General features: G+C 70.6%; 22 protein-coding genes. 15 read left to right on the forward strand and 7 right to left on the reverse strand.

The features are described from left to right. Window positions 1-15: 15 nt before the first annotated feature. Both OV427_RS11955 and OV427_RS11960 read right to left on the reverse strand, forming a co-directional pair. Window positions 16-282, reverse strand: coding sequence for a phosphopantetheine-binding protein (locus OV427_RS11955; RefSeq protein ID WP_267856207.1), 267 nt, complete (start codon window positions 280-282; stop codon window positions 16-18). A gap of 34 nt (window positions 283-316) precedes the next feature. Next, window positions 317-2,008: an AMP-binding protein gene (locus tag OV427_RS11960; protein WP_267856208.1), complete on the reverse strand. Its 1,692-nt coding sequence runs from the start codon at window positions 2,006-2,008 to the stop codon at window positions 317-319. Between the two features lie 220 nt (window positions 2,009-2,228). Between OV427_RS11960 and OV427_RS11965 the strand changes: the two genes are divergently transcribed. The 10 genes from OV427_RS11965 to OV427_RS12010 are packed head-to-tail and all read left to right on the forward strand — an operon-like array spanning window position 2,229 to window position 10,701. Continuing rightward, window positions 2,229-3,038 carry a transketolase gene (locus OV427_RS11965; protein WP_267856209.1) on the forward strand — a complete coding sequence of 270 codons (810 nt, stop codon included), beginning with the start codon at window positions 2,229-2,231 and terminating at the stop codon, window positions 3,036-3,038. Then, window positions 3,035-4,072 (forward strand): transketolase family protein, encoded by a 1,038-nt coding sequence (locus OV427_RS11970; RefSeq protein WP_267856210.1) that lies wholly within the window; start codon window positions 3,035-3,037, stop codon window positions 4,070-4,072. Before OV427_RS11965 ends, OV427_RS11970 begins: the two co-directional genes overlap by 4 nt. A 2-nt stretch (window positions 4,073-4,074) precedes the next feature. Then, window positions 4,075-4,266, forward strand: a complete 192-nt coding sequence (lysW, locus tag OV427_RS11975) for a lysine biosynthesis protein LysW (RefSeq protein WP_267856211.1) — start codon at window positions 4,075-4,077, stop codon at window positions 4,264-4,266. Next, the gene (locus OV427_RS11980) at window positions 4,263-5,114 is read left to right on the forward strand and encodes a RimK family alpha-L-glutamate ligase (protein ID WP_267856212.1); all 852 of its coding nucleotides are present in this window, start codon (window positions 4,263-4,265) and stop codon (window positions 5,112-5,114) included. Before lysW ends, OV427_RS11980 begins: the two co-directional genes overlap by 4 nt. After that, window positions 5,111-6,148, forward strand: coding sequence for an N-acetyl-gamma-glutamyl-phosphate reductase (gene argC / locus OV427_RS11985; protein WP_267856213.1), 1,038 nt, complete (start codon window positions 5,111-5,113; stop codon window positions 6,146-6,148). Before OV427_RS11980 ends, argC begins: the two co-directional genes overlap by 4 nt. 23 nt (window positions 6,149-6,171) lie before the next feature. Continuing rightward, window positions 6,172-7,035 (forward strand): family 3 encapsulin nanocompartment shell protein, encoded by an 864-nt coding sequence (locus OV427_RS11990; protein WP_267856214.1) that lies wholly within the window; start codon window positions 6,172-6,174, stop codon window positions 7,033-7,035. Continuing rightward, window positions 7,032-8,030, forward strand: coding sequence for a sulfotransferase (locus OV427_RS11995; protein WP_267856215.1), 999 nt, complete (start codon window positions 7,032-7,034; stop codon window positions 8,028-8,030). Before OV427_RS11990 ends, OV427_RS11995 begins: the two co-directional genes overlap by 4 nt. After that, on the forward strand, window positions 7,999-8,778 hold the full coding sequence (locus OV427_RS12000) for an SDR family oxidoreductase (protein WP_267856216.1): 780 nt from the start codon (window positions 7,999-8,001) through the stop codon (window positions 8,776-8,778). Before OV427_RS11995 ends, OV427_RS12000 begins: the two co-directional genes overlap by 32 nt. Then, window positions 8,775-9,641 carry a [LysW]-aminoadipate kinase gene (locus tag OV427_RS12005; protein WP_267856217.1) on the forward strand — a complete coding sequence of 289 codons (867 nt, stop codon included), beginning with the start codon at window positions 8,775-8,777 and terminating at the stop codon, window positions 9,639-9,641. Before OV427_RS12000 ends, OV427_RS12005 begins: the two co-directional genes overlap by 4 nt. Continuing rightward, a complete protein-coding gene (locus OV427_RS12010; RefSeq protein ID WP_267856218.1) occupies window positions 9,628-10,701 on the forward strand; it encodes a M20/M25/M40 family metallo-hydrolase in 1,074 nt (357 codons plus the stop codon). Before OV427_RS12005 ends, OV427_RS12010 begins: the two co-directional genes overlap by 14 nt. 21 nt (window positions 10,702-10,722) lie before the next feature. On the opposite strand, the gene OV427_RS12015 is transcribed toward OV427_RS12010, so the two are convergent. Further along, window positions 10,723-11,961 carry an MFS transporter gene (locus OV427_RS12015; RefSeq protein ID WP_267856219.1) on the reverse strand — a complete coding sequence of 413 codons (1,239 nt, stop codon included), beginning with the start codon at window positions 11,959-11,961 and terminating at the stop codon, window positions 10,723-10,725. A 369-nt stretch (window positions 11,962-12,330) separates the two neighbouring features. Between OV427_RS12015 and OV427_RS12020 the strand changes: the two genes are divergently transcribed. Both OV427_RS12020 and OV427_RS12025 read left to right on the forward strand, forming a co-directional pair. Next, a complete protein-coding gene (locus OV427_RS12020; RefSeq protein WP_324289954.1) occupies window positions 12,331-12,990 on the forward strand; it encodes a DUF6310 domain-containing protein in 660 nt (219 codons plus the stop codon). A gap of 1 nt (window position 12,991) precedes the next feature. Next, window positions 12,992-13,750: a DUF5953 family protein gene (locus tag OV427_RS12025; protein WP_267856221.1), complete on the forward strand. Its 759-nt coding sequence runs from the start codon at window positions 12,992-12,994 to the stop codon at window positions 13,748-13,750. A 16-nt stretch (window positions 13,751-13,766) separates the two neighbouring features. Here the strand turns inward: OV427_RS12025 and OV427_RS12030 are convergent, their stop codons facing one another. After that, window positions 13,767-14,774 (reverse strand): NAD(P)H-dependent glycerol-3-phosphate dehydrogenase, encoded by a 1,008-nt coding sequence (locus OV427_RS12030; protein ID WP_267856222.1) that lies wholly within the window; start codon window positions 14,772-14,774, stop codon window positions 13,767-13,769. Between the two features lie 38 nt (window positions 14,775-14,812). Next, window positions 14,813-15,757, reverse strand: a complete 945-nt coding sequence (locus OV427_RS12035) for a hypothetical protein (RefSeq protein ID WP_267856223.1) — start codon at window positions 15,755-15,757, stop codon at window positions 14,813-14,815. A gap of 181 nt (window positions 15,758-15,938) precedes the next feature. On the opposite strand from OV427_RS12035, the gene OV427_RS12040 reads away from it, so the two are divergent. After that, window positions 15,939-16,511: a hypothetical protein gene (locus OV427_RS12040; protein WP_267856224.1), complete on the forward strand. Its 573-nt coding sequence runs from the start codon at window positions 15,939-15,941 to the stop codon at window positions 16,509-16,511. A gap of 76 nt (window positions 16,512-16,587) precedes the next feature. On the opposite strand, the gene OV427_RS12045 is transcribed toward OV427_RS12040, so the two are convergent. Next, window positions 16,588-18,615 (reverse strand): c-type cytochrome, encoded by a 2,028-nt coding sequence (locus OV427_RS12045; RefSeq protein ID WP_267856225.1) that lies wholly within the window; start codon window positions 18,613-18,615, stop codon window positions 16,588-16,590. A gap of 261 nt (window positions 18,616-18,876) precedes the next feature. Here OV427_RS12045 and OV427_RS12050 point away from each other — a divergent pair, with 261 nt between their 5' ends. Together OV427_RS12050 and OV427_RS12055 are read left to right on the forward strand one after the other, a co-directional pair. Next, a complete protein-coding gene (locus tag OV427_RS12050) occupies window positions 18,877-20,406 on the forward strand; it encodes a sensor histidine kinase (RefSeq protein ID WP_267856226.1) in 1,530 nt (509 codons plus the stop codon). Next, window positions 20,403-21,098, forward strand: coding sequence for a response regulator transcription factor (locus OV427_RS12055; protein WP_267856227.1), 696 nt, complete (start codon window positions 20,403-20,405; stop codon window positions 21,096-21,098). Before OV427_RS12050 ends, OV427_RS12055 begins: the two co-directional genes overlap by 4 nt. A 19-nt stretch (window positions 21,099-21,117) precedes the next feature. Here the strand turns inward: OV427_RS12055 and OV427_RS12060 are convergent, their stop codons facing one another. Beyond that, window positions 21,118-21,819 carry a class I SAM-dependent methyltransferase gene (locus tag OV427_RS12060; RefSeq protein WP_267856228.1) on the reverse strand — a complete coding sequence of 234 codons (702 nt, stop codon included), beginning with the start codon at window positions 21,817-21,819 and terminating at the stop codon, window positions 21,118-21,120. Window positions 21,820-21,968 lie beyond the last annotated feature (149 nt).

The raw sequence follows: 21,968 nt of genomic DNA on the forward strand, positions 1-21,968 counted from the left end.
CGTTGTCGTGGAGACTCAAACCGCCGGCACGGAACGGCCCTGCTCGCGAAGCTGCTCCTCGCAAAGCGCGGCCACGTGCTCCAGCGTGTTGAACAGGTCCACCATCGAAAGCTGGACGTCCAGGTCCTTCTCGATGCGGTTGGCGAGCATCGTCGCCATCAGCGAGTTGCCCCCCACCTCCAGGAAGTGGTCCTCCGGGCGGACGACCTCCACCCCGAGCAGCTCTCGCCAGTAGCCGGACAGCCGCTGCATCAGCGGGGTGCTGGGTGGGTCGTTGCTCACGTTGTCACTCCTCCTGGCACGGCGGGGGCCGGGCTCAGCTAGGCTTCGCTGCGGACAGCTCCTTCAGGCGCTCCCTCAACAGGTACTTGCGGATCTTCCCCGAGGGCGTCTTCGGCATCTCCGCGACGACCTCCAGGCGGTCCGGCCAGTACTGGTTGGACATGCCGAGCCCCTTCAGGTGGTTTCGCAGCTCGGCCAGCGTCGGCGCGTCCTCGCGAGGCACCACCACCGCGCACACCCGCTCGCCGCCAATGCGGTCGTCGGAGTGGCCGACGACGGCCACTTCCTTCACCTTCGGGTGGGAGTAGAGCGCTGACTCCACCTCGACGACGGGAATCTTCTGGCCGTAGCGGAAGATGACGTCCTTGAGCCGCCCGACGATGCGGATGCCGCCCCGCCCGTCATCCCGCGCGAGGTCTCCGGTGTCGAACCAGCCGTCCGCATCCACGCACGCGGAGTAGATGTCCTCGCGCTTGAAGTAGCCCAGGCACTGGCTGGCGCCGCGCACCAGCAGCCGGCCCGTCCCCTCCGGGTAGGGCGTGCCATCCTCGGCCAGTGCGGGGACGACCTTCACCTCCATCCACTCCACGGGTCGCCCGTCGCTGCTCGACGGCCACTCGGGCGGGTCCTCACGGCGCGTAATCGTCACCGCGCCGTTCTCCGTCATGCCCCAGAGCGTGTGCAATTGAACACCGAAGTCCTCACGCACCGCGGCGATGAGGTGCGGCGGGACGGGGATGGAGCCCGTGGCGAGCCGCCGGAGCGACGATGTGTCGCGCCCGTGTTTACGCTTCGCGGCAATCACATTCATGATGTACGTGGGAATCCCATACATGAACGTGACGCGCTGCTCCTCGATGAGCCGCAGCGTGAGCTCCGGGTCCCCCACGTCCATGTAGACGGCGGTGGCCCCCAGGAGGACGGGCATCAGGTAGAGATACGTGAAGCCGCTCGACGCGGTGAGCAACGACGGCAGGGACACCACGTCATCGTTCCCCAGACCCAGCGTGTCACTGAGTGCGCGGGTGATGCCGTAGTTCGTGTTGTGGGAGTGGATGACGCCCTTGGGCTCGCCCGTCGTCCCAGACGTGTAGAGCACGTTGCAGAGGTCGTCCGCGCGCGCCGACAGCGCGTCCAGCACACTCTTCGGGCGCTCGTCCTCCCAGTGCCGCTGGATGAAGTGCGTATCGAAATCCAGCTCGCCGTCTTCACGCGGTGTCTGGGTATCCAGTCCGATGAGGATGCGATGTTTCAGTGTCGGCAGCGCGCGCGCCAATTCCCGGGCCATGTCCCGGTGCGAGTGGCCCGTCCAGCTCGCCGGCCCGACGTAGACGGACGCCTCCGTCCTGCCGAGGATGAACTCCACCTCTCGGCGCCGGTAGTCCGGGGGAATGGGCGCGATGACGGCGCCGATGCGCGCACACGCCAGCGCCAGCGCTGTAAATTGCCACCAATTCGGAAGCTGCACCGCCACCAACTGCCCGCGCCCCACGCCCAACTCCAGCAGTGCGCCCGCGAAACGCTCCGTGTATCGGCCCAGCTCCGCGTATGTCAGCTTCGTGACATCCTTCGCGAAGTAGCGGGCAGCCACTATGGCCAGCTTGTCCGGATGGGCCTGGATGGCACGGCGCAAATCGTCGAGCACCGTCTCGTCACGCCACCAACCACGACTCCGATACAGCGTTCCCATCTCCTGCGCCGGGCCCCTGCCGATACCTCCCGCCATCTCGCGCACACTCCCTGGGATTTGGTGGGCCAACGCGGCCGCGCGCGACCATAGCTTTCACACGTTTTTCGTGCAAGGCTGCGATTCCTCACACTCCAGTGCTCTGTATCTCAATCACACACATTGACTTGCGCGCTTCAGGTTTCCTAGCTTGCGCGGCAAAGCCAGGAATCTTCGACAGAGACGATGACGTCCGACCCCTGCGGACGGAATGACACCCATGGCCCAGGCACCCCTCGAGGAGCGCGCGCGTCGCATCCGCCGGACCATCGTCCGGCTCGCGGCGACGTCCACCGGCTGCCACCTCGGCGGCTCGCTGTCCGTGGTGGACATCCTCGTGGCGTTGCTCGGCCGCGTCATGAAGGTGGACCCGAGCGCCCCGCGCGCCGAGGTGAGAGACCACCTCATCCTGTCCAAGGGCCATGCGGCCGCCGGGCTCTACGCCGCGCTGGCGGAGTTCGGCTTCATCGACGTCGAAGAGCTGGTGCGCAGCTACAACGCGGAGGGCAGCCACTTCACCGGCCACGTGAGCGCGAAGGTGCCGGGGGTGGACTTCCCCACGGGCAGCCTCGGGCACGGAATCGGCCTGGGCGTCGGGCTGGCGCTGGGCCACCGGATGCGGCAGCGGCCCAACCGCATCTACGTCGTCTGCGGTGACGGGGAGATGGGCGAGGGCTCGAACTGGGAGGCGCTGCAGATCGCGGCCCACCACCGGCTGCGGAACCTCACCGTCATCGTGGACCGCAACGGCGGGCAGAACGACGGGCCCACGGAATCCATCCTGTCGCAGAAGGCGCTCGGCGAGCGGCTGCGCGCCTTCGGCCTGCAGACGTCCGAGGTGGACGGGCACGACCTGAATGCGCTCTGTACCGCGCTGGAGACCCCTGGCGACGGGCCCCGCGCCCTCGTCGCCAACACGCAGAAGGGCGCGGGCGTGCCCATGCTGCGCGGCAAGGGCCCGCACTATGCCGTCTTCAGCGCGGACCACCTGAAGCGCGCGCTCGCATCCCTCGGCGAGGTGGCCTCGTGACGGCCCCCGCGCAGGGCGGCGCGGACCTGGCCGTGGCACCGGAGGCGTGGCTGAAGGAGAACCCCACCCTGTCCAACCGGCAGGTGTTCCGGCACGCGCTGGCGCGCTTCGCGGACGACGACGCGCGCATCGTCCTGCTGGAGGCGGACCTGGCGGGCGGAGGCGATGCATTCGAAGCGCGCCACCCCGACCGCTTCCTCAACCTGGGCATCTGCGAGGCGACGATGATCGACGCGGCGTGTGGCATGGCCGCCGCCGGACAGGTCGTCTTCGCCCACACCTTCGCGGCCTTCGGGGCGATGCGCGCGTGCGAGCAGGTGCGGCTCGGCATGGCCTACGGGCGAGCCAACGTGAAGCTCGTCTGCGACTACGGCGGGCTGTCCGGCGCGTTCTTCGGCCCCACGCACCACGCCATCGAAGACCTGGCCATTCTCCGGTCCATGCCGGGAATGACGGTGGTGTCCCCCGCGGACGCCCTGGAGACGGTGCAGGCCATCCGCGCGCTCGTGGACTTCGAGGGCCCGGTGTACCTGCGGCTCGGCCGCAACCGCGTGAGCCGGCTGGACGTGCCCCGCCCCGACTTCCAGATCGGCCGGGCCGCGTGCCTGCGCGAGGGCGACGACGTGGGCCTCGTCGCCCACGGCGACGTCGGCGTCTCCGTGGCGCTGGAGGCGGCCGGGCTGCTGGAGGCGCAGGGTGTATCGGCGCGCGTGCTCAACATGCACACCCTCAAGCCGCTCGATGAGGCGGCGCTCCGGGAGACGGTGGAGCGCACGCAGTGGCTCTTCACGGTGGAGGAGCACTCCGTCGTGGGAGGCCTTGGCGGAGCGGTATGCGAGAGTGTCTGCGCGCTGGGGCTGGGCGCGCGAGTGGTCCGCGTCGGCATCCAGGACCGCTACGACCCCACGGCCGGCTCGCACGAGGAATTGCTCAAGCGTCACGGGATTGATGGGGCCAGCCTGGCCGAACAGATTCTGCACGCACTGCCGCGCCCGCGCCGGGCGGCTCTGAAACCTGCCCTCAGGAGGGGATGAGAATGCAGCCGCAGAAGCTCGAGAGCGTCGGAGTCAACGAGTGCCCTACGTGCGCCGCCCCCATCACCGGGGACCGGTTCCAGGTGGGTGAAGTCGTCACGTGCGGAGGCTGCTCGGCCGAGCTGGAGGTGGTGGGCCTGGCCCCGCTGCGCTTCGCCGAAGCGCCGGAAGTGGAAGAAGACTGGGGCGAGTGAGCCCGGTCATGAAGGTCAACCTCGTCTACACGCGCCTGCGCACCGAGGAACGGATGATCGCCGACGCGCTGCGAGCGCGCGGCTGCGCCGTGGACTCGCACGCGGACGCGGGGCTGGTGCTGTCGCTGGACCGGGAGCGCTGGGGTGACGGCGCGCCCGTGCTCATGCGCAGCATGTCCTTCACACGCGCGCGCTACCTCGCCTCCATCCTGGAGGTGAAGGGCTCGCGCGTGCTGAACAGCGCGCACGCCATCGCCACGTGTGGAGACAAGGCGCTCACCACGCTGGCGCTGGCCGCGAAGGACGTGCCCATGCCCTGGTCCTTCCTCGGCTTCGAGGAGCAGGCCAGCGTGGCCGAGGTGGACCGCCGGGGCTACCCCTCGGTGACGAAGCCGGTGACGGGCTCGTGGGGCCGCATGGTGGCACGCATGGACAGCAAGAGCGCGGCCGAGGGGCTCATGTCCATGCGCTTCGAGATGGGCGGCGCGGCGGACCACGTCGCGCTCGTGCAGCAGTACATCGACAAGCCGGGCTATGACTTGCGCGTCTACGTCATGGGCAAGGCCGTGGGCGGCATCCGCCGCCGCTCGGAGCACTGGATTACCAACACCGCGCGCGGCGCCATGCCCGAGCGGTACGACGTTCCGCCCTCCCACGCGAAGCTCGCCGAGCGCGCGGCCCAGGCGGTGGGTGGCGACATCCTCGCCGTGGACCTGCTGGAGACGCGGGACGGCAAGGTGCTGGTGAATGAAATCAACCACTGCGTGGAGTTCGCGCGCAGCATCGAAGTCACGGGCATTCCCCTCCCGGAGCTGATGGCGGACTACGTCCTCGGGGTGCTGCGATGACGCGCGTCGCGGTGCTGGGGGCCAGCGGCTACACGGGCGGCGAGGTGCTGCGGCTCCTGCTGACCCACCCTGGCGTGGAGGTGGTGCAGGCCACGTCCGACCAGTTCGCGGGCAAGCGGCTGGACTATCCCCACCCGCACCTGCGCGGCCTGGGCGCGCTGCGCTTCGTGCCGCACGAGCAACTGGGGCCGTGCGACGTCCTGCTGAGCTGCATGCCGCAGGGCGGACTCTTGCAGCGCTGGCCGCGCGTGAGCGAGCTGGCGGGCCGCGTCGTGGACCTCAGCGCGGACTTCCGGCTGGAGGACGCCGAGCACGCGCGCTGGTACCGCAAGCACCCGCGCCCCGCCAACGCGCCGGAGTTCGTCTACGGCCTGCCGGAGTGGACGGCCGACACGCTCCCGAACGCGCGCCTCGTCGCGGTGCCCGGCTGCATGGCGCACGCGGCGCTGCTGGCCCTGCTGCCGCTGGTGCGCGCGGGGCTGGTAAAGCCAGACATCATCGTCGACGCGAAGACGGGCTCCTCGGGCGGCGGTGCCACGCCGGACCGCGCGTCCCACCATCCGGAGCGCGCCTCCGCGCTGCGCTGCTACAAGCCGGTGGGCCACCGTCACACGGGCGAGCTGGAGGGCATCACCGCGCGCCTCACCGGCCAGCGCCCCACCATCCACTTCAGCGCCACGGCCATCCCCAGCGTGCGCGGCGTGCTGGCCACGGTGCACGCCTTCGCCGCGCGCCCCCTGGACGAGTCCGAGCCGCTGCGCGCCCTGGCCTCCACCTACCGGGACAAGCCCTTCGTCCACGTGCTGCGGCCCAACGCGAGCGCATCCCCCTTCCCCGAGCCGGGCCCGCTGCTGGGCACCAACCACTGCGACCTGGCCGTGGACGTGGACACCGAGCGCGGCCGCATCGTCGTGAATGCCGCGCTGGACAACCTGGTGAAGGGCGCGGCCGGCACCGCCGTGCACGTCCTCAACCTGATGCTTGGCAGACCCGAGACGGAAGGCCTCGGCTTCCGCGGCCTCCACCCCCTCTGACGCGAGAGCGCGAAAGGCACACCATGAGCACGCTGTCCCCGGAGCCTACCCCCCTGTCGCCCGGCGCCGTCTTCGCCGCCGCCGTGAAGAAGGACGGCACGAAGGCGCGTGCCCAGTTCTCCACCACCATCACCGAGGACTTCCCGGGCTTCAAGCGCCGCCCCCGCGTGGCCGTGCGTGCCCTCTTCAAGGTGAAGCCGTCCGACAAGCCGCAGGCCCGCTACTGGTACGAGACGCACCCCACCGTCGCTCCCGGCGCCCACGTGCAGGACGTGACGCTGCGCCCGGAGGCCGGGTTCGAGTTCCACTTCGACCAGCAGCCGCTGCGGCCCACCACGGGCTGGATTCAGGTGCCGCCCAACCTGCTGGACGACCCGGAGGCGCTGGCGCAGTTCATCGACTTCCGCCTGCTGGTGCGCCTGTGCACGGCGGAGAACCAGGCGCTCACCATCGGCAAGGGTGGAGACCGCGTGCGCGGCATCCTGGAGACGCCGGGCGTCACCCGCCTGCCGGCGCGCAAGGACCCCGTGTCCTCGCTGCTCGCCGCGTGCGCCGAGGTAGAGCAGATGGGCGGCTCGGCGGACGGCATCCTCATCAACTCGGTGGACTACTACCAGTACCTCCTCGGGCAGAACGGCCTGCTGGCGGAGCTGTCCGCCATGGGCATCCGCATCTGCCGCACGCGCATGGTTTCGCAGGGCACCGTCGTGGTCGGTGACTTCACCGCGGGCGCCACCATCTACGACTCCGGCCGCTCCGAAATCCGCTTCGCGGAGCCGCCCCCGGGCATCTTCCCGCGCGAGGGCCTGGCGGTCTGCGGCGAAATCTACGAGGCGCTCGCCGTCCACCTGCCCACGCACTTCTTCCTCGCCGCGCTGCGCCCATGAGTCCGCTCACCGTCCTCTACGTCACCGGCTGGTGTCGCAGCGGCAGCACCATCATCGGCAACGTGCTCAATGAGGTGCCGGGGTGCTTCCACACCGGGGAGCTGAGCTTCCTGTGGAAGAACGCCCACGGGAACGGCTCCAACACGCTGTGCGGCTGCGGCGCGCAGTTGGTGGACTGCGCGCTCTGGTCCAAGGTGCTCCAGCAGGGCGTGGCATCCGGTGAGACGCCGCGAGAGCACGCCGAGCGCGTGGTGCGACGGCAGCAGGACACGGTGCGCACGCGCCACACGCTGCGCGTGCTGCGGCAGGACACACCCACGCCGGCCCTGCGCGAGCACGCGGAGCTGCTGGCGAAGACGTACCGCACCATCTCCGACGCCACGGGTGCGAGCGTCATCGTGGACAGCGGCAAGTTCCCCTCCGAGGCGGCGCTGCTGCCGCACGTGGAGGGCATCCGCCCGTACTACCTGCACCTGGTGAGGGACCCCCGCGCCGTCGCGCACTCGTGGACGAAGACGAAGCAGTACGTCGTCCCCATGTCCGCGGCGCGCAGCACGGCGTACTGGCTCGGGTTCAACGTCGGCTCCGAGCTCGTCACGCGGCGCTACCCGGAGCGCTCGCTGTTCCTGCGCTACGAGGACTTCATCGCCGAGCCGGCCGCCACCGTGGACAGCCTGCTGTCGCTCATCGGCGTGGAGCACTCGAAGAACCCGGTGCACGTGCGCACCGTCAACCTGGGGAAGAACCACACCGTCACCGGCAACCCGGACCGCTTCCTCAGCGGGCCCACGCTGCTCCGGGCCGGGGATGACACGTGGCGCAAGGAATTGTCCACGAGGGCGAAGGCCGTGGCCTCCGCGCTGGCGTGGCCGCTGATGGGGCGCTACCGCTATGGTCGCGCGTCGTCCCCATCGCTGCACGTCGTGCACCCCGAGCCGTCAGTGAACGCCGCAGACTCCAGGAGTGACACCTTTGGAACTGGGACTGGCCAATAAAGTCGCCCTCATCGCCGGCGGTTCGAGCGGGCTGGGGCTGGCCGTGGCGGAGGAGTTGGTGAAGGAAGGGGCCCACGTCGCCATCGGCGCGCGGGACGCGGAGAAGCTCGCCCGCGCGGAAGCGAGCCTCAAGGCGCTGTCGCGCGGCGGGAAGGTGCTCGCCACCCCCGTGGACCTGAAGGACCATGGCGCCGCGAAGGCGTGGGTGGAGGACGTCGCCAGCAAGCTGGGCGGCATCCACATCACCGTGACGAACAGCGCCGGGCCGCCGCCGGGACCGGCGACGAACTTCAGCATCCAGGCGTACCAGGACGCGATGAACGTGGTGACGCTGCCCGCCATCAACCTGGCCCTGGCGGCGCTGCCGTACATGAAGGCCGCACACTGGGGACGCCTGCTGCTCATCACCTCCGAGACGGTGGTGCGTCCGGTGGCCCGCTTCGCCCTCTCCGGCATGTCGCGCATGGGGCTCGTCGGCTTCGCGTCCGCGCTGGTGCAGGAGCTGGGCGACTGCGGCGTCACCGTCAACGTGCTGGCTCCGGGCTACACGCGCACGCCTCCGGTGGAGCGCTCCGCCGGGGCGGACGTGGAGGCCGGCCTGCGCGCCATGGCCGCGCACATCCCCATGCGCCGGGTGGGCCGGGCGGACGAGTTCGCCGCCGCGGCGGCCTTCCTCGCGAGCGAGCGCGCCTCGTTCATCACCGGCACGGTGCAGCTGGTGGATGGCGGCGCGAGTGTGATCGGATGAGCGCCACCTCGCAGCCGCACGGTGGGCGCCCCCCGTTGGTGGTGAAGATTGGCGGGGCCGCGGGCGTGGACCTCGACAACGTCTGCGCGGACGTGGCCGAGCTGGCCCGGCGCGGCGAGCGCGTCGTCGTGGTGAATGGCGGCTCGGAGGCGGGGGATGGGCTGCTCAAGGCCCTGTCCATGGAGCGCCCCGAGGCGATGACGGCGTCCGGCAACGTGGTGCGGCTCACCAACGCGGCCACCCTGCGCGTGCTGACGATGGCGTGGGTGGGTGACGTGAACAAGCGCGCCGTCGTGGCACTGCTGACGAAGGGCGTGTCCGGCCTGGGGCTGTGCGGCGCGGACGGGCGCGTGCTGCTCGCGCGGCGCCGGCCTCCCCTGAAGGTTCAGGACGGTGAGCGCACGCGCATCGACCGGGAGCACCTGGCCGGCGAAATCACCGAGGTGAACACGCGACTGCTCGGCCTGCTGCTGGAGCAGGGGCACGTGCCCGTCGTCTGCCCTCCGGCGGTGACGGAGGACGGGACGCTGGTGAATGTGGACGCGGACCAGGCCGCCGCGTCCGTCGCCACGGCGCTCGGAGCGCGGGCGCTGGTGATGCTCTCCAACGTGCCGGGGCTGCTGGAGGACCCGAAGAACCCGGCGACGCTGGTGCGCTGGAGTGATGACCTCGGGCGGGCCATGGAGCTGGCGGGCGGGCGCATGCGCTACAAGATGGAGGCGGCGCGGCGGGCGCTGACGGGCGGCGTGCCCGTCGTCCACGTGAGCGCGTCGCGCAATCCCCGGCCGGTGCTGTCCGCGCTGACGGGCGAGGCCGGCACGAAGCTCACCCTTCCCCAGGCGGTGGTCGATGCGGGCGCGTGAGCAGAGCCCGGACCTGCTCCGGTGGATGGTGGAACAGTACAGCCCCAGCCACCACGAGCAGGCCTTCTCGCGCGCGCTGGCGGGCCGCCTGGAGCAGCGCGGCTGGAGTGCCCACGTGGACGAGGTGGGCAACACGATTGCGAGCCTCGGTGACGGGGACACGTGCATCGCGCTGCTCGGCCACATCGACACGGTGCCTGGCGAGGTGCCCGTGCGGCTGGAGGGCTCACGCCTCTTCGGCCGTGGCGCCGTGGACGCGAAGGGGGCGCTCGGCGCCTTCATCGAGGCCGTCGAGTTGCTGGATGCGCAGGAGCGCGCCGGCAAGCGCTTCCTGCTGCTGGGCTGCGTGGAGGAGGAGGTCGCGATTACACGCGGCGCGCTGCACCTGCGCGAGCACTACCGGCCGGACTTCGTCGTCAACGGCGAGCCGAGCGGCGCGCATGCCGTCACGGTGGGCTACAAGGGGCTCACGCGTCTGGAATTGGAGCACCGCGCGAGCCGGCGTCACACGGCGAGCCGTGACTACCGTGCACCAGCCGAGCACGTCATCGAGGCGTGGAACGCGCTGCGCCGCCGCTGCGATGGGTGGAACGAAGGGCGCACCCTCTTCGAGCAGGACCTGCCGTCGCTGACGTCATTCCACACGGGCACGGAGGAAGCGGAGGAGTGGGCCAAGGCCAGCGTGAGCATCCGCACCGGACCGTCGTGCGAGAGAGACGCGCTGCTCGCGAGCCTGGCCGGAGTGCCGGACGTGAATGTGCATACCCTGTCGAGCAAGGGCGCGGTCAGCGCGGGGCAGAATGACGCCCTCACCCGGGCCTTCAAGCAGGCCCTGCGCGAGCGCGGCGTGCGTCCGACGTTGCGGCTGAAGACGGGCACGTCCGACTGGAACACGGTGGCGTCGGCGTGGCAGGTGCCCATCGTGGCCTACGGCCCCGGGGACTCCGCGCTGGACCACACGCCGAACGAGCACATCGACCTGGCGGAGTACGAGGAGGGCATCGCCGTGCTGTCGCGCGTGCTCGCCCTGCTGCCCACGAAAGACGGGACGCCGGGCTGAAGGCGCGCGTCCCGGCAGGCCTCACGTCTCCGGGACGCCCACCTCGCGAGGGCGCTGCGCGCGCAGCCCGACCACCACCACCAGGAACAGCACCGCGGCGGTCGCGGTGACGGGCCGCACGCCCAGCCGGTCCGCGAGCGCGCCCTGCATCCACACGCCCAGCGAGTAGCCGACGTTGAGCAGCACCGCGCCGAGGCCGCTCACCCGCGCCGCCATCCCGCGGGGAGCACGCTCCTGGCAACGGGTGCTCAGCCCGGCGATGGCCACCATGTACACCGCGCCCAGCACCAGGATGGCGGCCATCGCCAGGGGCAGCGTGGGGGACAGCCAGTACAGCGCCGCCGCCGGGCCCAGCACCAGCAGGGTGGTATCGAGCAGCCGCTGCCGGCCCCATCGCTCCGCCAGCGAGCCCACCATCACCGACGCCAGGAGCGCGCCCACGCCCTGCATGGACACGAGCACCGACGCCGCCGTGGCGTCCTGGCCGAACACCTTCAGCGCGAACACCGGGACCAGGGAGATGAACGGCGTTATCAGCGCCGCCATGGTGAACATGGCCACCATGGCAAGCCACAGGGCCGAGTCCCGCCGCGACACCCGAACCCCTTCCGCGATGTCCGCCCACAGCCCCCGAGAAGGAATGGTGGAGGCTGGACGGGCTTGCGGGCGCACCGTCATCACCGCCCAGAGCACCGCGAAGAAGGTCACCGCGTTGAACGCGAGCACCCAGCCCACTCCGCCCACTGCGAGCAGCGGTGCCGCCAGCATGGGCCCGAGGATGCGCCCCAGGTTGAACTGGGTCGACGTGAGGCTCATCGCACTGTGCAGGTCTTCAGACGGCACCAGCCCGGCAATCAGCGCCGTGTAGGCCGGCATGGACAGCACGTGCACGCACCCGTTGAAGAAGGAGATGACCGCCACCGCCAGCACGGAGAGGTGGCCGGTGAAGGCGAGCGTCGCCAGCGTGCCGGCCAGCACCGCCTGCGCCAGAGCGCACAGCGCGATGAAGATGCGGCGGTCGAACCGGTCCGCGATGGCGCCCCCCAGCGGCGAGAGCACCACGGAGGGCAGGTACGTCAGCGCGGCGATGCCGCCCGTCCACTCGGCCTTGCCCGTCACCGCCGTGACGTACACGCCGAGCGCGACGACCTCCATCCACGCGCCGATGTTGGAGACCAGCGCTCCACTCCACACGGCGACGAAGTCACGGTGCCCGAAGGCGCGGAACGAAGGCAGGCTCGACAGGCGGCGGGCAGTCACGAGAAGCACGTTCTACCAGGGATGACGGTACGGAATGAGTCCCTGGAGGGCGCCGCGAATCGCGTGAGGGACGATAGGCTCCCACAGGACTTCACCTCATGAGGGAGCAGCGCCATGCGCTCGTACACCTACGTGGCACTCCTGCTCCTGCTGTCAGCCTGCGCTGCCTCTACGCCGGCCCCAAGAGCGCTGGCGGTCAGGTCCCCGAGGCTCGCCAACCTCCAGAGAGCCGCGGCGCTACCCTGGAAGGACGAGGGGCGGTGCGTCGCCCAACAGGCTTCCCATTCATGGTCCCTGGTGGTGGAACGGTGCTTTCACGCGCTCGACACCCGGAAGATTCGCTTTCGCGATACCGAACGACGCTGCCCCGTGGCTTCCACGGACGCCGCCAGTCTGGAGATGTTGGTCGGCATCTGCCTCCTGACGCAGCCAGAGCTGGTCGTGGGCGCGGTGGTCATCATCGGCGCGGTGGTGGTGGCGGTGGCTATCGCGGAAGCACTGGATGCGTACGAACTGAGCGGTAGCCATCCCGAGGACGTGAGGCCCGTGGCTGAAACAGGGCCCGCCCCGCGAGAGCCAATGGCGGAGCGGCGGCCCAGACCGGAGCCATCAGGGCAGGAAGGGTTGCCCCCGGTGCCCCCCATGCCACCGGGGCGAGAGCGCAACGCGGATTGCACGCCCCAGCCCGTTCGACACCTGGGCGGCGATGCCCTGCACAATCAGTGCGCCGACAGGGTTCCGTGGAATGGCTTCCCAGGCTCGGATGTGCTCGTCAATGGGAAGCGCTTCGACGCGCTGCAAGTGCGCGCACGCGTACTGTGGGAGGTCAAGACCGACAATTTCGACACGTTCACACCCGCCCTTCAGAGAATTGTGATTCGAAACCAGGTTCCGGAGCTGCGACACGAGCGCAAGCTTGCAAACGCATGTGGCTTCGACTTCCTGGTCGGCGTGCGAAGTGCAGCGCACAAAACCGCGCTGGAAGAAGCGGATCGCAACTTGAACATCGTCGTCATGGACTGGTGCTGAAATGACAGCCATACCGAGATCGCTCATCCTCATCGTCTACGCGCCCGCGCTGGCAGCCAAAGATGAGCGCATTCCTGCAGTCGCCCGTGGGTTGGAATGTGCGCTACGGGGCTTGCGCTTGGAGTGGACCATTACTGACGAGGGGAAGATCATCCCGTTGCCGCGGCACGACTCGTGGATCGCCGAGGCAGGAGCACGAGAGATGCTCCCGATGCTCTGCAACGACGACGAAAATTACCTGGTGACGCTGTCTGGGTGGGAACAACCCGCAGGTATCTCTTCAGGTGGAAGGCCCCTGTTCGAATTTCATGCGGAACTGCCGCTAGAGGCCGCCGTCATCTCAGCGGCAATGGATGTACTGGAGGGCATTGGGGAGGGTGCGCGCGCCTTCTGGGGGCATGCTTCGCCGAATCTCCTGGCACAGGAGTTCGCACGGCAGACGCGTCACTCACCAAGCGACCCGGACGTTACGGAGCGGGGACTGCCCTCCATCAAGCTCTCCGAGGACATCCCCTCCCCCGAGCTTCCGCATTACCTCGGATGGCTCAACTACTGGTCGGCCGCCGCCGCACGGGCCATCCATTTCCCGGACCCGGCGCGCGATGCGGACCTGCTCTCACGGTCGCGGCGAACCGCGACGGGCGGGTGGGTGGTGCGGCTCACGGACGCGCCGCTCGACCTCGACAACCCCGCCCACCTCGACACGCTCAAGCGGGCCTACGAGCGCTTCCCGGAGATTGGCGGACGCGCGACGCCTTGAGCGGAACCAGCGCGCCTCAGACGCCCGACAGCTCCGACTTCGGCTGGCGCGTCATCAGGTCCACCACCGCGCTCTTCGCGTTCTTCCCCTCGTAGGCAATCAGGTACACCTGATGGCAGATGGGCAGCTCCACGCCCAGCTTGACCTCCAAATCCCTCGCGCTCTTCGCCGTCTTCACGCCCTCGGCCACTTCCTTCATCTCCGCGAGGATGTCCGGCAGCTTGCGGCCCTTGCCCAACTCCATGCCCACGTGCCGGTTGCGGCTCAGCTCGCCCGTGCACGTCAGCACCAGGTCCCCCATGCCGGACAGGCCGGAGAGCGTCAGCGGGTTGGCGCCCCTGCGCACCGCCAGGCGCGTAATCTCCGCCAGCCCCCGGGTGATGATGGCCGCGCGCGCGTTGTGGCCCATGCCCAACCCGTCCGCCATGCCCGCCGCAATCGCGATGACATTCTTCAGCGCGCCGCCGTACTGCACGCCCACCACGTCCGTGGACGTGTAGCTGCGGAACGTCTCCGTCTGCAGCGCCTTCTGGCAGCGCACCGCCACCTTGTCCCAGTGGGATGCAATCGTCACCACCGTGGGCATCCGCCTCGCCAGCTCCTTGGCGAAGCTGGGCCCGGAGAGCACCGCGATGTACGGCTGGAACTCCTCCGGAAGGCAGTCCTCCAGCAGCTCCGTCATCGTCAGCAGCGTCTCGTTCTCGATGCCCTTCGCCACCGTGATGATGGGCACGTGGCGCGGCAGGTACGGCTTCGCCTTCGCCACCACCTCGCGCGTCGCATGGCTGGGCGTGGCGAGCACCACCAACTCCGAGCCAGCGAGCGCCTCCTCGAGGCTGTTCGTGGCCCGCACCCGCTCCGAGATGGGGATGCCCTTCAGGTAGGTGGAGTTCTCGTGCTTCGTGTTGATGGCGTCCACCACGGAGGGCTCACGGCCCCACAGCCGCACCTCGTCGCAGTTGACCGCGAGCACGTTCGCCAGGGCCGTACCGAAGGAGCCGGAGCCGATGACACTGCCACGCATGCAGAACCTCGCTGGAGGGGGAGGCAGCCGGGGCGCCTCTAGAGACCGGTGACGATTCCGACGGAAATCACGGGCATGAAGTCCGCGTCGTCGGGGCGGGTGCGCACGTCTCCACCCACCGTCACAGAGTAGGACGTTTTCTCGGTCAGGGGCACTTCGGCACCGAAGCGGATGGGGAAGGCGTTGCCCGACACCACTGAAGGCGGCAGCCCGCCCAGTGGCGTGCGCTGAATCGGCTCGGTGTCCAGGGAGAGGTGGTAGCGCACGTCCAGGAACAGCCGCGACGCTTTCGCGCCCGTCCGCAGGCTGGCCACGAGGCCGGGCTGCACGTTCCAGTTGCGCCGTCCGCTCAGGTAGCGCGCGCCCTTCAACTCCACGCTCGCCGACCGGAGGAAGAAGGCATGGCTCCCCTCCACCACCAGCCCCAGGCTCCAGCGAGGGCCCCCATCCAGCACCATCCACCGCCCGCCCAGCCGCACCTCGTTCATCATCCCGTAGAGGCTGTCCACGCCGACCAGCGCATCCACGCGGGGAAGCACGCCGTAGGCCACCCGGGCGGACAGCGTGGGGAAGCCCAGCGAGAAGCTCGCGCCCAGGCCGCCCTTCCCCATCGTGCGCGCGCCCAGCACGCTCACGAGGTTGTTGATGGGCTGCGACTGCACCTGCGCACGGCGGGGACGGCCCGACGGCCTTCGCGACGGCGAGGCCACGGCGGCGTCGTCCACCGGCACCAGGGGCGGCACCTCCGGCAGCTTCGGCAGCGCCGCCGCGTCCTTCCCCTCCGGCACCGCCGTGGCGCCGGGGAAGTCCTCCCACGAGGCATCGTCCGGAGTGCTGTTGCGCCGGGGGGCCTCCACCTCGCCGGGCACCGCCCAGGACTCGTCCGCGGGCGGGTTGCGCGCGGGCGGCGCCACGGGGGACTGCGCCAGGGCGGGCACGGCCGGGACGAGCAACAGCAGGGACAGGAGGCGGGCGGGGACCATGGAAGCGGGCGGCAGCTTAGTCCACGGCGCCGGATGACACGAGCGAAGCCCGCCCGCTCCCCCGCCCGGCGGGAGAGCCGTCCGGAAGCAGGCACCCGCGCTCGGGAAACGTGGCCGCGCGGGCCCGGCTCCGGTCTACATTCCGCGCCGCGCACGGCGTGCGCCAGGGAGAGACCACGGGATGAGGGCAGGAGGGCGCGCGGCACTGGTGCTGGCACTGACGGTGGGCGCGTGTCGCTCCCGGAGCCCGGATGTCACCTCGGCGCCCGACGCGGGTGCCGGCATCAGGGCCCAGGCCGCGGACCTCCCGCTCCCGGGCTGTGACGTGCTGATGCCCTCCGACGTGCGGGACCTGATGCTCCCCGGCTTCACCATGAAGGAGGAGCGCGCGTGCCCGACGTGCGGGCCGCTGTGCACCTTCCGCTCCACGTCCGAGGCGGACACCTCCGCGTCGGTGGCCTGGGACTGCAACCCCCGCCACACGCAGGCGGACGTGAAGGCGCTGATGGCCCCCACCCTGCGGGCCGGCGGCGAGGAGGTCCCCGCGCTGGGCCGCGCCGCCGTCCGCCGCGCTCCCGCGCAGGGCATGCTCCAGGTGATGACGTGGGACGACGACACGCCCTGCGCCCTCGTCGTCACCTGGCTGGGCGCGGACGCGGACCGGGCCCTCGACGTCGCGCGCTCCGCCCTCGTCGCCACGACGCCGGGCGTGCTCGCCACGCCTCCGGCCCCGGTCGACGCCGGCGAGCCCTGAAACGACAGCGGGGGCCGGCCCCGCATGGCGCGGAAGCGGCCCCCGTTCCGAACATGCCCTCACGGGCCCCGCGCGCTCACAGCGTGCGCAGGTACTCCACGAGGTCGTCGACCTCCGCGTCGCTGAGCTGCGCCGTGGAGCCGTGCCGGTTCGTGTCACGCCCCTGCACCAGGCGGTCCTTCAGCGTCAGCGCGCTGCCGTCGTGCAGGTACGGCGCCGTGCGCGCCAGGCCCAGCAGGGACGGGGTGTTGAGGCCCACCTTGCGCACCTGCGCGTCATCCTGGATGGGGCCGTTGGTGATGAAGGTGCCCACGTCGGCCTGCTTGTTGTTCGTGAGCGTCTCGCCCTCGTGGCAGCTGTCGCAGGAGGCCTTCTTGAAGACGAGCGCGCCGCGGGCCTGCGCGTCGGTGAGGGCCTCGCGCTTGTGCGGGTTGTCCGGCGCGGGGATGACGTCGATGAAGGACGACAGCTGCGACACCATGACGCTGTCCAGCGCCGTGCCGCCCATGCGCCGGCGCACCGTGGCGTCCAGGAAGTCACGCAGCGTGGAGAACTCGCCGCTCCAGTGGAACGGGCCCGTCTTCGTCACCTTGCGGCCCGCGAGGCTGGGCGTCTGGCGCGGGCCGTCCGGGAAGCCCCACACGTGGCCGTCCTCGCGGCCGTCCAGGTGGCAGGACGCGCAGGACGCGCTCACCGAGGCGCTCGTCATGCGCGAGTCCAGCGCCGAGTAGAAGAGCTTGCGGCCGGCGACGGCCTGGGGCTCCAGCACGTCACCCACCAGCGCCAGCGGCGTCCCTTCCGCGCGCACGTTGGCCACACCCGAGGAGCCGTCGCTCACCAGCGTCGTCACCGTGTGGTCGAACGCGTTGTGGACGAACGCCTTGCGCCCGTCGCGCGTCATGGCGATGCCGCTGGGCCCGGAGCCGACGCGCACCAGCTGGCGCACGCTGCTGCCGGTGAAGTTCACGATGTCCGGCCCCGAGCGACGGTCCATGGGGATGATGGCCACGTTGTCCGTCTCGCGGTTCACCACGAAGACCCACAGCCCGGACGGGTCCACCACCGCCGCCACCGGGCCCTGGATGGCGTGCGTGGGCTCCGGGCTGACGATGGTGGACGGCGGGAAGTCCGGCGACTGCTCCGGGGGTGGGCGGCACTGGTCCAGGTCATCCACCACCGGCCTGCCGTCCTCGGTGTCGAAGGTGACGATGCCCGGGGCCACCACGCCGGCCGAGCTGCACGGGCTGCCGCCACCATAGAGCGAGCCATCACCGCCCCCGGGGTTGCCCGTCATGGGCCCGCCGATGGGGTCCTCGCGCGCCCACAGCACCGGCGCCAGCGCGCGCTCGCCGTTCGGCGTCAGCACCACGTCCGACATGCCGCGGGGCCGGAAGCGGATGTTCATCAGCGCCACGTCCGGCATGGGGGCATCCGACGAGCCGGAGCCGCCGCCATTGCTGGAGGAGTCGCTGACGTTGGCGCGCGCGTACAGGTCCGTGCGCTCGTGCTGCACGCGGGGCCGGCCGGAGTCAGCCAGGTCCACCGTCACCAAATCACTGTGCCGGAAGAGGCTGACGAGCGCGCGCTTGCCGTTGTCCACCAGCGCGATGCCGCGCGGCTCCTCGCCCACCGGCAGCTCCCAGCGGACCGTCAGGGAGCGCGTGTCCACGGCCATCAGCGTGCCGTGCTCGCTGGAGTCCAGCGCGGTGCTGTTCACCACGTACAGCGTGTCCCCGCCCGGGGCGACGGCCAGGCCCATGGGCTCCACGCCCACGGAGATGCGCGCCGCCTCGTTCCAGTCACCCCGGCGGATGACGGACACGCTGCGCTCGGCGCGGTTGGAGACGTAGACGGTGTCGTCCGGACCCACCACCACGCGCTCGGGGCCGCGGCCCACCTTCACCTCGCCCACCTTCTCGTTGCTCCCGGTGTCCACCACCGACAGCACGCCGTTGTCGGCGTCCACCACGTACAGGAAGGCGTCATCGCGGCTGAGCGCCACCGAGCCCGACGCGTTGTTCCACGTCGCCTCGGCCTGGCGGTCACCACACGCCGTCAGCCCCAGCATCGAAGCCAGCACCGCGGCAAGAACGTGCCGTCTCATCGGGAAGGTCCTCCTCACAAGCGCCCGGCCCCGTCACCCACGGCCCGAGCCAGACTCCGAGCGCCTGCGACATGTAGCGGTGGAAATGACGGCCGGCCCTGGTCGCTCGCCTCCCCCGCGGGCCCGCATGCTTGCACCAGAAGGCCCCGGAAGTCGATGTCTTACACACCCCGGGTGTGGGTGTTGGACAGTCTCCGGGCGGGCGTTCCCCTTGAAACGTCGCGAGCGTGTCAGCCCGGGTGGGAGTAAAGGAGGGGGGTCGTGTCGCGCTCTCCCCCCGTCATCCTCAACTTCCGGCGCACGTTCGCCCTGCTCATCGTCCTGGTGGTGGTGCCATCCGCCGGCCTGTCCGGCTTCGGCGTGGTGGCCATCATCAACGAGCGCGCCGCGGTGGAGAAGCGCCTGGAGTCCGCCTGGCGCGGCACGCTGGAGTCGCTGTCCTCCGAGCTGCCCAGGGCGCTGGCGTCCGCCCATCTGGAAGAGGAGGGAGGCGCGCTGCGCCTCGTCATGCCGGACGGGCGGGTGGTGTCCGAGCCGGACGGCACCTTCCAGGTGGAGGGCGGCCGCGTGCACACCAGCGACCCGCAACTGGTGGAGGCCTTCAACGCCGTGCTCCCGGAGACGGGCGCGGTGCCCACCGAGCCCACCGCCTTCTCCCTGTCCGCCGGGGGGCGCGCGGTGCTCGTGGCCGCCGCGCGCAAGGGCGACGTGGTGCGCGGCGTGCGCCTGTCGGTGCGGGCGCTGGAGTCACTGCTGGCCGAGCAGGTGGACCCCCGCGCGGTGTCCGGCGAGCCGGTGCGCTTCACGCTGCAGCCCGTGCCGCGCGAGGTCAACGAGGGCGGGCTGATGGGCCGGCTGGTGTCGGAGGTGGCGCAGGCCCGCGCCAGCGCCCTGGGCCCGGTGGGGCTCGCCGAGCGCGTGCTGCCCTCGCCGCTCCAGGACTTCCGGCTGGTGGTGCTGCCCACCGGCGAGGACCCGGTGGCGCGCGCCTCCACGCGCAACCGCGTGCTGTACGGCGTGCTGCTGGGCCTCTTCTACCTGACGCTCACCTTTGGCGTCGTCTACACCGGCCGCGCCCTCTACCGCGAAGCGCAGCTGTCCCGGATGAAGACGGACTTCGTGTCGCTGGTGAGCCACGAGCTGCGCACGCCGCTCACCTCCATCCGCATGTTCATCGAAACGCTCGCCCTGGGGCGGCTGAAGGACCCGGCGCAGATGCAGGAGGTGCTCACCCTGCTGACGCGCGAGACGGAGCGCCTGTCCATCTTCATCGAGCGCGTGCTGGACTGGGCGCGCATCGAAGGGGGCCGCAAGGTGTACCAGCGCGCGCCCCTGCCGGTGACGGACCTGGTGGAGTCGGCCGTGGCGGCCTTCCGCGCCCAGCGGCTGGAGGGCGGCGTGGACCTGAAGGTGGACGTGCAGGACGGCCTGCCGCGGCTGGACGTGGACAAGGACGCGATGGCCGGGGCCCTGCTCAACCTCCTGCAGAATGCCTACAAGTACAGCGGCCCCGAAGACAGGCGCGTCGTCCTCTCCGTGCGTGGGGGACACCGGCACGTGGACCTTTCCGTGGAGGACAACGGCGTGGGGATTGCCCCGAAAGAGCGCAAGCGCATCTTCGAGCGCTTCTACCGCGTGGATAACCTGCTGACACGGCGCACGGAGGGCAGCGGACTGGGGCTGGCCATCGCCCGGCGCATCGTCGAGGCTCACGGTGGACGCATCGGCGTGCACAGCGAGCTCGGCAAGGGCAGCCGGTTCACCATCCACCTGCCGGTGGGGAAGGCATGACGGAGACGACTCGGCGCATCCTGGTGGTGGAGGACGACCTGTCCATCCTCGCCGGCCTGTCCATGAACCTGCGCTTCGAGGGCTACGAGGTCCTCCAGGCCCAGGACGGGCGCACCGGGCTGGCGCGCGCGCTGGACGAAGCACCGGACCTGGTGGTGCTGGACCTCATGCTCCCGGAGCTCAACGGCTTCGAGCTCCTCAAGGAGCTGCGCCAGCGCGGCCGCGACACGCCCGTGGTGGTGCTGTCCGCCAAGGGCATGGAGACGGACAAGATTCTGGGCCTCAACCTGGGCGCGGACGACTACGTGGTGAAGCCGTTCGGCCTCCAGGAATTGCTGGCCCGCATCAAGGCCGTGCTGCGCCGGCGCTACCCCACCGCGGGCGCGGCGCCGCCGCCAGTGACGTTCGGCGACGTGAGCGTGGACATGGCCGCGCGCACGGTGGCCCGCAACGGCACGCCCGTGGAGCTGACGGCGCAGGAGTTCAAGCTGCTGGCCCACTTCCTCGGCCACCCGGGGCGCACCTTCACCCGTGACGAATTGCTGTCCGGCGCGTGGGGCTACCACTACGAGGGCAGCGCGCGCACCGTGGACAACTTCATGCGCCAGCTCCGCCTGAAGTTCGAGCCGGACCCCGAGGAGCCCCGCCACTTCCTCACCGTGCGCGGCCTGGGCTACCGCTTCGAGCGCTGAAGCGGCCTTCCGAGCCCGCTCAGGGGGGCCCGGCGATGCCGATGTGCCGCGAGTCCTCCAGGTCGAAGGGCTTGCCGTCGAAGCGGCCGTAGCGCTCGCGCGGGACGAGGCCCGCGGCGTTGAGGGCGGTGTCCAACTCCTCCGGGGAGAAGTGCCGCAGCTTGAGGCGGCGGATGGGGCTGGAGCCTCCGGGCTGCTTGCGCTCGCGCAGGTGCAGGGCGAACAGCGGGCGGCGCGGCTCCAGGCCGGCACCGGGCTCCTCGTCGTCGCGCGGGAGCACCGGCTCGCGGGGCGTGTTGAGCACGTCGTAGACGAAGGTGCCCCCGGGGGCCAGGTGGAAGCGCACCGTGGCCAGGAAGGCCTCCAGGTCATCATTGCCCGGCATCAGCCCCAGCGCGTGCTGCGGGGCCAGCACCAGCGGGAAGCGGTCCGGCAGGCGCAGGGAGCGCAGGTCCATCACCTGGAAGCGGGCGCGGTTGGACACCTCCGCGGACTCCGAGGCCCGGCGCTCCTCGGCGGAGCGAATCATCACCTCCGACGGGTCCACGCCCACGGTGGTGAAGCCGTGCTCGGCCAGGGCCCACACCACGCGGCCATTGGCGGCGCCCAGCACCAACACGGGCCCGCCATGCTCGCTTGCCTGCCGGGTGTAGAAGAGGAGGTCCGGCTCCTGCCCTACCAGTGAAAGCGGCGTCCGGCCCCGCGCGTCGTTTCCACCCATTCTCCCAGGAACTAGCACGTTTCCAGGGCTCTTCGGGACAGCCACGTGCACACGCTGGGAACCGCGTTGCCCACCGCCTGTCCGGGAGCGGACGGTGGCCCCCCTCCCAGGGACAGGCCGCGCTGGCACCCCGCTTGCGATGCGTCGGC

Origin of the sequence: Pyxidicoccus sp. MSG2 (genome assembly GCF_026626705.1) — a bacterium.
Lineage (GTDB): Bacteria > Myxococcota > Myxococcia > Myxococcales > Myxococcaceae > Myxococcus.

What these genes read in the sequence shown, in the direction of transcription:
- OV427_RS11960 (WP_267856208.1), bottom strand. Translation starts at nt 2,008, where the DNA reads ATGGCGGGAGGTATCGGCAGGGGCCCGGCGCAGGAGATGGGAACGCTG.
- OV427_RS11965 (WP_267856209.1), top strand. Translation starts at nt 2,229, where the DNA reads ATGGCCCAGGCACCCCTCGAGGAGCGCGCGCGTCGCATCCGCCGGACC.
- lysW (WP_267856211.1), top strand. Translation starts at nt 4,075, where the DNA reads ATGCAGCCGCAGAAGCTCGAGAGCGTCGGAGTCAACGAGTGCCCTACG.
- argC (WP_267856213.1), top strand. Translation starts at nt 5,111, where the DNA reads ATGACGCGCGTCGCGGTGCTGGGGGCCAGCGGCTACACGGGCGGCGAG.
- OV427_RS11990 (WP_267856214.1), top strand. Translation starts at nt 6,172, where the DNA reads ATGAGCACGCTGTCCCCGGAGCCTACCCCCCTGTCGCCCGGCGCCGTC.
- OV427_RS11995 (WP_267856215.1), top strand. Translation starts at nt 7,032, where the DNA reads ATGAGTCCGCTCACCGTCCTCTACGTCACCGGCTGGTGTCGCAGCGGC.
- OV427_RS12005 (WP_267856217.1), top strand. Translation starts at nt 8,775, where the DNA reads ATGAGCGCCACCTCGCAGCCGCACGGTGGGCGCCCCCCGTTGGTGGTG.
- OV427_RS12010 (WP_267856218.1), top strand. Translation starts at nt 9,628, where the DNA reads ATGCGGGCGCGTGAGCAGAGCCCGGACCTGCTCCGGTGGATGGTGGAA.
- OV427_RS12025 (WP_267856221.1), top strand. Translation starts at nt 12,992, where the DNA reads ATGACAGCCATACCGAGATCGCTCATCCTCATCGTCTACGCGCCCGCG.
- OV427_RS12030 (WP_267856222.1), bottom strand. Translation starts at nt 14,774, where the DNA reads ATGCGTGGCAGTGTCATCGGCTCCGGCTCCTTCGGTACGGCCCTGGCG.
- OV427_RS12035 (WP_267856223.1), bottom strand. Translation starts at nt 15,757, where the DNA reads ATGGTCCCCGCCCGCCTCCTGTCCCTGCTGTTGCTCGTCCCGGCCGTG.
- OV427_RS12040 (WP_267856224.1), top strand. Translation starts at nt 15,939, where the DNA reads ATGAGGGCAGGAGGGCGCGCGGCACTGGTGCTGGCACTGACGGTGGGC.
- OV427_RS12045 (WP_267856225.1), bottom strand. Translation starts at nt 18,615, where the DNA reads ATGAGACGGCACGTTCTTGCCGCGGTGCTGGCTTCGATGCTGGGGCTG.
- OV427_RS12055 (WP_267856227.1), top strand. Translation starts at nt 20,403, where the DNA reads ATGACGGAGACGACTCGGCGCATCCTGGTGGTGGAGGACGACCTGTCC.
- OV427_RS12060 (WP_267856228.1), bottom strand. Translation starts at nt 21,819, where the DNA reads ATGGGTGGAAACGACGCGCGGGGCCGGACGCCGCTTTCACTGGTAGGG.